Source organism: Metabacillus rhizolycopersici, from assembly GCF_020075705.1.
In genome coordinates, this window is the sequence record NZ_JAIQUM010000005.1 from 32,753 (window position 1) to 44,858 (window position 12,106).

The 12,106-nt window shown below is 37.7% G+C and carries 11 protein-coding genes, 1 other RNA gene and 1 other annotated feature; of the genes, 2 read left to right on the forward strand and 10 right to left on the reverse strand.

Annotated features, from left to right (window positions below):
* Positions 1-4: 4 nt before the first annotated feature.
* From K9V48_RS03575 to K9V48_RS03595, 5 genes are all read right to left on the reverse strand, one after another.
* The gene (locus tag K9V48_RS03575) at positions 5-664 is read right to left on the reverse strand and encodes a tetratricopeptide repeat protein (protein WP_224137003.1); all 660 of its coding nucleotides are present in this window, start codon (positions 662-664) and stop codon (positions 5-7) included.
* Between the two features lie 145 nt (positions 665-809).
* Positions 810-1,922 (reverse strand): tRNA 2-thiouridine(34) synthase MnmA, encoded by a 1,113-nt coding sequence (gene mnmA, locus K9V48_RS03580; protein WP_224137005.1) that lies wholly within the window; start codon positions 1,920-1,922, stop codon positions 810-812.
* A gap of 1 nt (position 1,923) precedes the next feature.
* A complete protein-coding gene (locus K9V48_RS03585; RefSeq protein WP_224137007.1) occupies positions 1,924-3,084 on the reverse strand; it encodes a cysteine desulfurase family protein in 1,161 nt (386 codons plus the stop codon).
* Positions 3,085-3,116: 32 nt separating this feature from the next.
* On the reverse strand, positions 3,117-3,536 hold the full coding sequence (cymR, locus tag K9V48_RS03590) for a cysteine metabolism transcriptional regulator CymR (RefSeq protein ID WP_224137010.1): 420 nt from the start codon (positions 3,534-3,536) through the stop codon (positions 3,117-3,119).
* A gap of 13 nt (positions 3,537-3,549) precedes the next feature.
* Entirely contained in the window at positions 3,550-4,233 is a 684-nt protein-coding gene (locus tag K9V48_RS03595) for a YczE/YyaS/YitT family protein (protein WP_224137012.1), read from the reverse strand.
* 349 nt (positions 4,234-4,582) lie between these two features.
* Here K9V48_RS03595 and K9V48_RS03600 point away from each other — a divergent pair, with 349 nt between their 5' ends.
* Together K9V48_RS03600 and K9V48_RS29375 are read left to right on the forward strand one after the other, a co-directional pair.
* Positions 4,583-5,833 carry a replication-associated recombination protein A gene (locus K9V48_RS03600; RefSeq protein ID WP_224137169.1) on the forward strand — a complete coding sequence of 417 codons (1,251 nt, stop codon included), beginning with the start codon at positions 4,583-4,585 and terminating at the stop codon, positions 5,831-5,833.
* Positions 5,834-5,977: 144 nt separating this feature from the next.
* Positions 5,978-6,559, forward strand: coding sequence for an RsfA family transcriptional regulator (locus K9V48_RS29375; protein ID WP_308012495.1), 582 nt, complete (start codon positions 5,978-5,980; stop codon positions 6,557-6,559).
* Between the two features lie 19 nt (positions 6,560-6,578).
* Here the strand turns inward: K9V48_RS29375 and K9V48_RS03610 are convergent, their stop codons facing one another.
* The 5 genes from K9V48_RS03610 to K9V48_RS03630 all read right to left on the reverse strand — a co-directional run bounded on the left by K9V48_RS03610 (position 6,579) and on the right by K9V48_RS03630 (position 11,824).
* Positions 6,579-7,355 carry a tRNA threonylcarbamoyladenosine dehydratase gene (locus tag K9V48_RS03610; protein ID WP_224137014.1) on the reverse strand — a complete coding sequence of 259 codons (777 nt, stop codon included), beginning with the start codon at positions 7,353-7,355 and terminating at the stop codon, positions 6,579-6,581.
* Positions 7,356-7,648: 293 nt separating this feature from the next.
* A non-coding RNA gene (gene ssrS, locus K9V48_RS03615) (6S RNA) lies at positions 7,649-7,835 on the reverse strand.
* 217 nt (positions 7,836-8,052) lie between these two features.
* Positions 8,053-9,819, reverse strand: a complete 1,767-nt coding sequence (gene aspS / locus K9V48_RS03620) for an aspartate--tRNA ligase (RefSeq protein ID WP_224137016.1) — start codon at positions 9,817-9,819, stop codon at positions 8,053-8,055.
* Positions 9,820-9,850: 31 nt separating this feature from the next.
* On the reverse strand, positions 9,851-11,110 hold the full coding sequence (gene hisS, locus K9V48_RS03625) for a histidine--tRNA ligase (RefSeq protein WP_224137018.1): 1,260 nt from the start codon (positions 11,108-11,110) through the stop codon (positions 9,851-9,853).
* A 231-nt stretch (positions 11,111-11,341) separates the two neighbouring features.
* Positions 11,342-11,576: a binding site (T-box leader), on the reverse strand.
* A gap of 74 nt (positions 11,577-11,650) precedes the next feature.
* Entirely contained in the window at positions 11,651-11,824 is a 174-nt protein-coding gene (locus tag K9V48_RS03630) for a hypothetical protein (RefSeq protein ID WP_224137020.1), read from the reverse strand.
* Between the last annotated feature and the right edge of the window lie 282 nt (positions 11,825-12,106).

Below are 12,106 nucleotides of genomic sequence, written 5' to 3' on the forward strand. Positions count from 1 at the left end.
ATTATTATTGGATGTTATTTTCATTGATGATTGTTAATGCATGGCCTGCAAGTAAATGATCCGGTTGTATCGTTAAAGCTCGCTCAAGCATTTCTTTTGCTTTCGTTGCATCCTCTTTAAATGCATACGCTACGCCAAGGTTATAATATCCATCAGCATGATCCTCGTCCAATTCCACAACAGTTTGAAATTGCACCATTGCTTCATCGACAAAATCAAGTTGAGCAAGACAAAGGCCAAGTTGGAATCTTGCATCACAATCTTCTTCATTTAATTCAACAGCACGCCCGAAATAGGGCAAAGCTAAACGACTTTGATCAATTGCTACTAGACTCATCGCTAGCATATAATGCAAGTCCCCTTGATCCAGTCCCTTTTTCAAAGCTTTTTCATACATATTTTTCGCTTCATTAAAGTTTTCTTGATTATAATAAATATTTCCTGCCCCATAATAGGCAGTTGCTGCTTCAGCATCATATTCTAGTGCTTTTTCATAAAACTTTAAGGCCTTTTCAGGTTCATTTACTGCCGATAAGAGATTACCAAAGTTGATATATCCAACTGCATCATTCGGATTTGCTTCGATTGCTTCAGAAAAAAACGTTGCTGCTTCCTCGAAATTGCCGTTCTGCATTGCTTCTATTCCACGTTGATTTAAATCCATTTTATACCTACTTTCAAAAGTTAATTATTATGTAAAGAAAGCGAGACTTAACTCCGCTTCTTTGATTTACAGGTTAAATCGATAACACAGATAAAAGGGGCTGACTCATTCCAATGTGTCAACCCCTTTCTATATTATCGTACGATTAACCAACATACCATATTTTTTCACCATTTTTAAACACATCGTCAATCGTTCCGCCACCTAAACATACTTCACCATCATAAAATACGACCGCTTGTCCTGGTGTAATTGCACGAATTGGCTTCTTAAACGTAACTTTTGCTGTTGTTGCATCAATCATCGTTACCGTAACCTCATTATCTTCCTGACGATAACGGAATTTAGCGGTACAAGACAAATCCTTAACAGGTTGATCTGAAACCCAACTTACATTGGTTGCAATGATAGACTCAGAATATAAAAGCTCATTATGGAAACCTTGGTCAACGTATAAAATATTTTTTTCTAAGTCCTTACCAACAGCAAACCACGGTTCACCACTACCACCGATTCCAAGGCCATGACGTTGACCAATTGTGTAGTACATAAGACCGTCATGCTTTCCTTTGACTTCGCCATCAAGGGTTTGCATGACACCTGGTTGTGCCGGTAAATATCCACTTAAAAATTCTTTGAAGTTTCTTTCACCGATAAAGCAAATGCCCGTACTGTCTTTCTTCGTCGCAGTAGCTAGATTCGCTTTTTTCGCCATTTCCCGAACCTTAGGTTTTTCAATATCACCTAATGGGAAAAGAACCTTTGAAAGCTGTTCTTGACCTAATTGATTAAGAAAATACGTTTGATCCTTGTTTTCATCAATACCACGCAGCATTTTGTATTCACCATCACGGTATTCAACACGTGCGTAATGACCGGTCGCTAAATAATCTGCACCTAATGACATCGCATGATCTAAAAATGCCTTGAATTTGATTTCTTTATTACACATGACATCAGGGTTTGGTGTTCTACCTGCTTTGTATTCATCCAAGAAATACGTAAAAACTTTGTCCCAATATTGCTTTTCAAAATTTACTGCATAGTATGGAATACCAATTTGGTTACATACTTCTATAACATCATTATAATCCTCAGTCGCCGTACATACTCCATTTTGATCTGTGTCATCCCAATTTTTCATAAATATACCGATGACATCATAGCCTTGCTCTTTTAAACGAAGCGCCGCTACAGAGGAATCAACTCCACCTGACATCCCAACAACAACTCTTATATCTTTAGGATCTTTTTTCACCCTAATTACCTCCATTATTACCCTTAGCTGTTACTCTTTTAACAATCTTTGCGATTTCATGTGCTGCATAGTGAATATCTTCAACGGTCGTTCCATAACCAAAACTAAACCGAATTGAAGATAGTATCCGGTCTGATTCTTTACCAAACATGGCAACTAATACATGTGAAGGATCGACTGAACCTGCTGTACATGCTGACCCACTTGAAGCGGCGATTCCAGCTAAATCTAAATTTATTAATAATGATTCAATATGTGTTTTCGGGAAATACACATTGAATACATGTGGTAATCCATCTACTACCCCATTTATTTGATATGGTAGATTGTAGTCTTCAAAGATTGACATCATCTCATTCTTAAATGCTTTGTATTGCTCGGTTTTTTGTTCACGAGTTGTTAATGCAAGCTTGGACGCGTGACTAAACCCATAAATACCTGCCACATTTTCTGTCCCCGCTCTGCGCTTAAGCTCCTGTTCTCCACCAAATAAGGACGGTTGGAGCTTGATACCTGACCTTGCATATAGAAACCCTACACCTTTAGGTCCATTTATTTTATGTGCTGAAACAGATAATAAGTCTATCGCCATTTCTTTCACATTTATTTCTGCCATTCCATATGCTTGGACAGCATCAGTATGAAAGAAAGCTTGATGGTCTTTTAGTAAATGAGCAATCTCATTAATCGGCTGAATAGAGCCAACCTCGTTATTCCCATACATAACAGAGACCAGTATTGTTTGATCCGTGAGATGTTCTTTCAATTGATTGATAGAAATTACCCCTTGCTCATCAACGGGCAGGTACGTAACTTCGTAACCGATTCCTTCTAGGAACCTACAAGCATGCAAAACAGCATGATGCTCGATTTGCGTCGTGATGATATGTTTTCCTGCGTGCTGATTTGCTAATGCAGTTCCAATAACAGCAAGATTGTCAGCCTCTGTGCCGCCACTTGTAAAAATAATTTCAGCTGGTGTTGCCCCGATCGTCCCTGCAAGATATCTTCTTGACTCGTCCAGAATACGGCGAGCTTCTCTACCGAATGTATGAATGCTTGAAGGATTTCCGAAGCTTTCTAACATAATCGGCTGCATTTTTTCAAGCACTTCCGGATGTATTGGGGAAGTTGCAGCATGATCTAAATAAATCTGTCTCACCAACATCCCCTCCTTTCGTTAAAATTAAACAATCAAATATAAAACATATATGGCTCTTGTTCACCATCTTCTGTATAGTTAGCAAGATCTTCAAGAGTTGTATTATCAATTACATCAACAACTGCGTCGCGAATTCGAATCCAAAGCTCCCTTTTAGCAGGTTCTTCATCCTCTAATACTTCAACAGGGCTAATTGGTCCCTCAAGAACACGAATAATATCCCCAGCGGTAATTTCCGTTGGTTCCTTTCCTAATACATATCCACCGTAAGCACCTCTAATGCTTTTTACAAGTCTTGCATTTCTTAAAGGAGCGATTAATTGCTCTAAGTAATGCTCTGATAAATTATGCGTCTGGGCAATACTTTTTAAAGAGGTTGGTCCTTCTCCATGCTTTCGTGCCAATTCAATCATAATTGTTAAACCATAACGTCCTTTTGTCGATATTTTCATCTACTAACGCCCCCTATATTTTACGATCTAGCAAATTCATCTCTTCGTAATTTCCGTAATGGCTAGATAGTTTTGTTAATAATCGATCTGTTGTTTTTTGACAAAACGGGATTGTCATTCCTGCGATATAACCAATCATTACTGTTGTAATGATTGTACCAATAAATACCGGTCCACCTAAAATCCATCCGATAACTAAAATGATAACTTCAATACTTCCCCTAATAACAGAAATCGATTTTCCTGTCTTCTCTACAAGTGCCATCATTAAACCGTCCCTAGGTCCAGCACCACATTTTGCAGATATATATAAGCCCATACCGTAGCCTAACACAACAATTCCTATCAACAGCATAATCAATTGTCCGATAATTGATTCGGGTGTTTGAAGAAAAGGTATCATTAAATATAAATCAATAAATATCCCAATAAATAGCATATTTAAAAAGGCACCAAGCATCGGCCGCTTCTTTGTTAAAAGTGTTGATACCAATAGAACGATTGCACCTGTAATAATTGTCCAAGTCCCAATCGTCAAACCAAGTTGATAATAAAGGCCAATATGGAGAACTTCCCAAGAAGAAACACCTAGGTCAGCTTTAATCGTTAAAACGACCCCTAATGACATAATGAGTAACCCTGTAAAATAAACAACCCATTTTGCAATGGATTGAATGATATTATTCTTTTTCTCCATACAAGATCCCCCGATTTTTGTGAAGATACCTTCAAAAGGTGTCAAATGCGCAAAACTCACTCAGTTAATATTGTTTCTTACTTTGAACATTAGCCATTATAGCATATTATTAACTTATTAGGCACTAAAACCAACTTCACCGCTTGGACAAAACGTTTACATTTGCTATACAGCTTGATAAAGCAAGACATCCAGTAGTTAGGACCTTCTTCATTACGTCCTTAGATTTTTCAGATTCCACTATGTTTTGAAAGCCGGTTATACTACCAGCGCGTTAATCTCTAGATAAAACTACTAGTTCATTAAAGGTTTGGAGTGTTTTAAATTGAAACAACCATTAGCTTATCGAATGAGACCGAAAAAATTGGAAGACATTATCGGTCAATCACATTTAGTTGCTGAAGGAAAAATTATTCATCGAATGGTAAAGGCAAAGCATTTGTCTTCGATGATTTTATATGGTCCACCCGGTACTGGAAAAACCTCGATTGCAACTGCAATTGCCGGTAGTACAGGTACAGCATTTCGGAAACTGAATGCTGTTGTAAATAATAAAAAGGATATGGAGATTGTCGTAGAGGAAGCTAAAATGTCGGGAAAAGTCATTTTAATTTTAGACGAGGTACATCGACTTGATAAAGCAAAACAAGATTTTTTGCTACCATATCTCGAAAACGGAATGATTATTTTAATAGGGGCAACAACAAGTAATCCATACCATGCGATCAACCCTGCGATTCGCAGTCGATGTCAGATTTTTGAACTTCACCCACTCGAAGAACAAGAAATTCAACAAGCTTTACGTCGAGCTATTCTTGATCAAGCGAACGGATTAGGTAAACATGAAATTAATTTAACAGATGATGCCCTTCACCATTTAGCAGGTAGCTGTGGTGGTGATGTGCGTTCTGCGCTTAATGCTCTTGAGCTTGCGGTACTATCTACTGAAGTAAATGAAGCCGGAATCATCGATATTAATGTAGACATTGCTGAGGAATGCCTCCAAAAGAAAAGCTTTGTTCATGATAAAGATGGCGATGCCCACTATGATGTCATATCCGCTTTCCAAAAATCAATTAGGGGATCTGATGTAAATGCAGCCTTACATTATTTAGGTCGACTTATTGAAGCAGGTGATCTCGTTAGTATCAACCGAAGGCTATTAGTAATTGCATATGAGGACATTGGTCTTGCAAATCCACAAGCAGGCGCACGCACATTAGCAGCTATTGAATCTTCTGAACGATTAGGTTTTCCTGAAGCAAGAATTCCACTAGCTAATGCAGTTATTGAATTATGTCTATCCCCAAAATCAAATAGTGCATACAAAGCATTAGATTATGCAATTGCTGATATAAGAGCTGGAAAAACAGGAGATGTGCCAAACCATTTAAAGGACGCTCATTATCAGGGTGCCAAAACGTTAGGAAGAGGAATTGATTACTTATATCCTCACGACTATCCAAATGGCTGGGTAAAACAGCAGTACTTGCCAAATCGCTTAAAATCGAAAGTGTATTACGAACCGAAAAAGACAGGTAAATTTGAATTAACACTAAGTCAGGTATATGAAAAGCTGTTAAATCAACAAAGAAGTTAAGTAACTAGAAATCTCTCTAAATACCACATTAACTTTATATAGTGCAACTTCATTCAAAGGCAGTTTCACCTTTTAAGCTATTCATTTGAATAATAAGCCACATTTCGGACACGATATGCTAAAAGCACACTTAAGGAGGGCATCATGAAGGTTAGACGAGATGCTTGGTCTCATGAAGACGATTTACTGCTTGCAGAAACAATCCTAAGGCATATACGTGATGATAGCACACAGGTTGCCGCGTTTGATGAAGCTGGAGATGAATTAAATCGCACCTCTGCAGCATGTGGCTACCGCTGGAACGCAGAAGTGCGCACCCGCTATGTGGATGCCGTCGAGATTGCAAAAAAACAACGGAAAGAAAGAAAACGGACGTCAGATCAAAAACAACGACAAAAGCCCGAGTCTCAAACAATTGATACGAAAAAACTTATTCATGAAATCGAGCAAGATGCACCTGTGCGCTCTATGTCACATCTAACACTTAACTTTGAAGATTGTATTACATTTTTAAGTACCTACAGTACAAAAGACAGCCCAGAATTAAGATCAGAAAATAACGAACTAGTAATGGAAAACGGCCGACTCAAGAGGGAAAATGAAGAGCTTACATTAAAATATCATCAGCTAATTGAGAATAGAAAAAAGGTCATAGATGAATATACCTTATTAATGAGTGTGTTTGATCAAGCAAGCACGATTGAAGAAAAGAAATATGTAAATTAATTAAAAAAGAGGCTACTAATTAGCCTCTTTTCACTTCATCCTTAACTCGAACAATTTTTATGTCCTTTAATAATTCTGTGATAACATGTCCTCCCATTATTAAACCCGCTACAGAAGGAACGAATGCATTTGATGATGGCGGCATTTTTGCCTTCCTGATTTGTGCAGTATCATTTCCAACCTCTTTACGAACGTCTTCACGAATAACGATTGGACTCTCATCTGAGAAAACTACTTTGATTCCTTTGCGAATCCCTTCTTTACGTAAACGTGTACGAATGACCTTCGCTATCGGATCTGTATGAGTTTTCGAAATGTCTGCAATTTGGAATCTTGTTGGATCCATTTTATTTGCTGCACCCATACTAGAAATGATTGGTATATTTCGATCCAAACATTCCTTCATTAAATGAATTTTATAAGCAATTGTATCAGAAGCATCAATGACATAGTCAAGCTTTTGATCAAAAAACTGCTCATACGTTTCTTCCGTATAAAACATTTTAAGAGAAATAACATCACAATCCGGATTAATATCCTTTATACGTGCTTCCATTAAATCAACTTTCGGTTGTCCGACTGTTGAGATTAGCGCATGGATTTGCCGATTAACATTTGTAATATCAACATCATCTTTATCAACTAAAACGATTCTTCCTACCCCAGACCTTGCAAGCGCCTCTGCTGAAAAAGAACCAACCCCGCCAACACCTAGAACTGCTACAGTACTATTTTTAAGAATATCTATGCCTTCTTTACCTACTGCTAATTCATTACGTGAAAATTGATGTAGCAACTGACTCACTCCATTTACAATCCGTATAATTTCCTTACCATCATAATAATGACAGTTATTTTTACCTGAAAAAGAATATAACATACATGGGTAGAAAAGCAAGTGTTTTTAAGAACAAAAGCAAAAGAGCCCTGATCAGCCTCGGGCAAATAAACCACTTTTGACCTCAAGGAGCTAGGCGCTGTAGCTGGATGCCGTGCGCTTATCCACAGTACAAGAATTATATCCTTTATGCTAGACGACGAAAAAGGGTCTGTCCCCATAGAGAGGACAGACCCTTTTTCGTTAAATAAAGTGATCCCAATCGTGCCGTAGTCGATTCCCTTGTTTTGATCCCGCCCTTAGCAGGTGGGTGCTTTACTCAAGATGTTTGTAAGTCCTCAAAGTCGAGTTAGAGGCTTTTACTCTATCCAGAAACACAAGCTCCCGTAGAAAAAGTGTTGGTCAAAACTAGGTGTACAACGAACACATCAGGACTTTCATTTGTTTTAAAGCGCTTTCAATGTCTGTGAATTTAGAATATCATATAGAAAAATTCATTTCAAGCCCTTGACAACTAGAATAATCCGAATTATTAGTTCCGAATAGCCTAATAATACTAACACATTTGAATGATCTCTTTTGTATCCCGTATTTACTTTTCGCTTTTTTCAAAATCAAAACCCTTTCCAAATATCGGAAAGGGTCTGTTTGTTACTTAATCACGCAATTCTAAACTTAATTCTTCTAACTGTGCTTCACTAACAGTACTTGGTGCATTTGTTAATAAATCACTTGCACTTGCTGTTTTAGGGAAAGCAATGGTATCTCTTAAGTTTGTACGACCAGCCAATAACATAACAAGTCTGTCTAAACCAAGAGCGATACCGCCATGTGGTGGTGTGCCATATTCAAATGCATCGAGTAAGAAACCAAATTGCTCTTTTGCCTCTTCTTCCGAGAAACCTAATAGTTTGAACATTTTTTCTTGAATGTCCTTTTCGAAAATACGAATTGATCCTCCACCTAGCTCATACCCATTAAGAACAATGTCGTAAGCTTGAGCTTTCATGCTAGCTGGATCTGTTTCAAATAAATCAAGATCCTCGCGAGCAGGCATTGTAAATGGATGGTGTGCAGCCTTATAGCGCTTCGTCACTTCATCATACTCTAATAATGGCCAGTCAACGACCCATAGGAAGTTAAATTTACTTTCATCAATAAGCTGTAACTCTTTACCTAATTTTACACGAAGTGCTCCTAATGCATCTGCTACAACTGACTTTTTATCAGCTACGAACACAAGTAAATCTCCAACAGTTGCATCTAATGTTTTCAGTAAGCCATTTTGCTCTTCTTCGGTAAAGAACTTAATGATTGGACCTTTTAAACCATCTTCTTCAACTTTTAACCAAGCTAGACCTTTTGCTCCGTATGGTGCAACGAATTCAGCTAAAGCATCCATGTCTTTTCTAGAATAGTTAGCAGCAGCACCTTTTACATTGATTGATTTTACTTGCCCACCATTTGCCACTACGCTTGCAAATACTTTTAAGCCACTGTCTTTAACGATTTCACCTACATCGACAAGCTCTAATCCAAAGCGAGTATCCGGCTTATCTGAACCGAAGCGCCCCATTGCTTCATCATATGACATTCTTTGAATTGGACGTTCAATTTCAATTCCTTTTGTTTCTCTCATAATTCGAGCCATCATTTCTTCTGCCATTGACATGATGTCATCTTGACTCATAAATGAAGCTTCAATATCGATTTGTGTAAATTCAGGTTGACGGTCAGCACGTAAATCTTCATCACGGAAACAACGAGCAATTTGATAGTATTTATCAAAGCCTGATACCATAAGAAGTTGTTTAAAGATTTGTGGTGATTGTGGTAATGCATAAAACTCACCTTCGTGCACACGGCTAGGTACTAAATAATCTCGTGCTCCTTCTGGTGTACTCTTCGTTAAAATTGGTGTTTCAATATCTAAAAAGCCATTCTCATCTAAGAAATTACGCATCGATTTTGTTACGTTGTGACGCATTTTGATTGTGTTAAATAATGCAGGTCTTCTTAAATCTAAATAGCGATATTTTAAACGAACATCCTCTGAAACTTCTTCTGATTTATCCTCGATCATAAACGGAGGATTTTTGGCTGCATTTATAATCGTTACGTTCTCAACTAAAACCTCGATTTTCCCAGTAGCGATATTAGGGTTTACTGTTTCTTCATCACGTAAAACAACTTTACCCTTAATATCTAACACATACTCATTTCGTACTTTTTCTGCAATTGCTAATGCTTCTTCAGATGTTTCTGAGTTAAAAACGATTTGAACAACACCTGTACGATCACGAAAATCTATAAAAATAACGCCTCCAAGGTCACGACGTTTTTGAACCCAACCTTTTAAAACAACTGTTTCTCCAATCGCTGACTCTGGTACTTCTCCACAATAATAGGTACGACCAAACATGAAACTCTCTCCTTTTATATACAAACTAGTTTTATTTTAAATATGAAATAAGTTGATCAATTGCAATTTCTTCCTGTGAGCCCGTTTCCATATTTTTAACAGAAATCACATTCTTTTCAAGCTCATCCTCACCTAAAACAGCAACAAATTTTGCTTGATGACGATCTGCAGCTTTAAATTGAGCTTTCATTTTTTTATCTTCATAGTCCTTCTCAGCTTTTAGTCCAGCATTTCTTATTTCATAAAGCAATGATACTGCGCGATCCTTCGCTTGATCACCCATTGTCACGATATAGCAATCGATATCAGAAGAAATTGGTAAGTCCACCCCTTCAGCTTCAAGTGCTGCTAAAAGACGCTCAATACTTAACGCAAATCCAATCCCCGGTGTTTCAGGACCACCAATCTCTTGTGCTAAACCATTATAACGACCACCTCCACAAAGTGTTGTGATCGCACCAAAGCCTTCTGCATTACTCATGATTTCAAACGCTGTATGATTATAATAATCCAAGCCTCTAACTAGCCCCGGATCTACTTCAAAAGGGATACCATTTGAAGTTAAGTATTGTTGCACTTTATTGAAATAGTTTTTTGACTCATCATTTAAAAATTCAAGAATCGATGGAGCTGTTTTCATCAATTCATGCTCGCGATCCTTTTTACAATCTAAAATTCGTAAAGGATTTTGTTTTAAACGATTTTGACAATCCGAACAAAACTCTCCGATTCTCGGTTCAAAGTGTGCGATTAACGCTTCGCGATGTGCTTTACGACTTTGCGCATCACCTAAGCTGTTGATCACAAGCTTTAAGCTTTTTAAACCGAGTGTTTGGTATAATGACATAGCAAGTGAGATGACTTCTGCATCAATGCTCGGGTCATTACTTCCAAGTGCCTCGATACCGAACTGAACAAATTGACGAAAACGACCTGTTTGCGGACGTTCATAACGGAACATTGGCCCAATGTAATAGAGCTTTGTTGGTTGCGATGGGTTAGCATAAAGCTTTTTTTCCACAAAGGAACGTACAGTTGACGCTGTTCCTTCAGGTCTTAACGTCATGCTTCTCCCTTTACGATCTTGGAAGGTGTACATTTCCTTTTGAACGATATCGGTACTTTCACCAACACCCCGAGCAAATAATTCAGTATGCTCAAAGATCGGCGTACGGATTTCTTTATACTGATATCTGTTACATAAATCACGCGCAGTATTTTCAACAAACTGCCACTTCTCAACTTCTCCCGGTAAAATATCCTGTGTTCCTCTAGGTATTTGGAATGACATTACTTTCTCCTCCATTACTGTACTTGCTTGACTAAAAGGTACTAACGTAGTAACGTAACGATCTTAATTGAAAAGAAAACTAAAAATGACTTCAGACTAAGGCTTCAATTAGCTGTGGAAGGAGCTAGCTCAACTCACATTTGTTGATGTCATTAAAAACTTAGCTATCCGCAGATTAGGTTATTATTCCCTTCTTACCTTTGAACATAAAAAACTCCCGTCTCTACATAATGTAGGGACGAGAGTTATACCCGTGGTTCCACCCTAGTTGAAATAGACCTTACATCTATTCCCACTCAATCAGTTAACGCCTGTAACGTTCTTCTCCTACTAAACAATTTGTTTTTCAGAGAGAAACCTAAGGAGTGTTTTTCAATAAGTCATCATGTAGAAATGCTTTCAGCCTAAGGCATTTCCTCTCTACTCATGTGTATTCTTATTTACTTTTCTCCCTCACTGGTTCAAAGGATATGTAAAGAACTTGATTCGAATCGTTTTTATCGAATTTTATCTTATCATACGAATTTTTGACGTATAATGTCAAGAACGATTTAAATGTTTTTTTAAATTCCTTACTTCTTGCAGAGAAAGTCCAAATTCTGATGCTAATTCTACTGACGTATTATTTTGTTCATTTTTTATAAAATCATGAAAATCTACACCAAATACATCTCGACGAGAGTGCGATAACTCTCCCTTTTCACTATTTCTCATCTTCTCACTTCCCTTCGAAAAAAGAATCATTATTAATATCTTTTCCTTTTTTGGGAGATTTTATTTCAAATTTTAACAGGATTGACGATATAATTAGTGAATTGGTGCATTTAGCAAAAACAAAAGCGCAAGCGCCTTGCTCAGCCTAAGGCAAGCATAAGACAATCAGGAATAGAAGGTGTGTTTTTCACCTTCAATTCCTGATTGTCTTAGACCCAAGAGGGATCGGACGCTTGCGCTGGATGTCGTGCGCTTATCCACAGTTCAAGAATTTTATAGTAC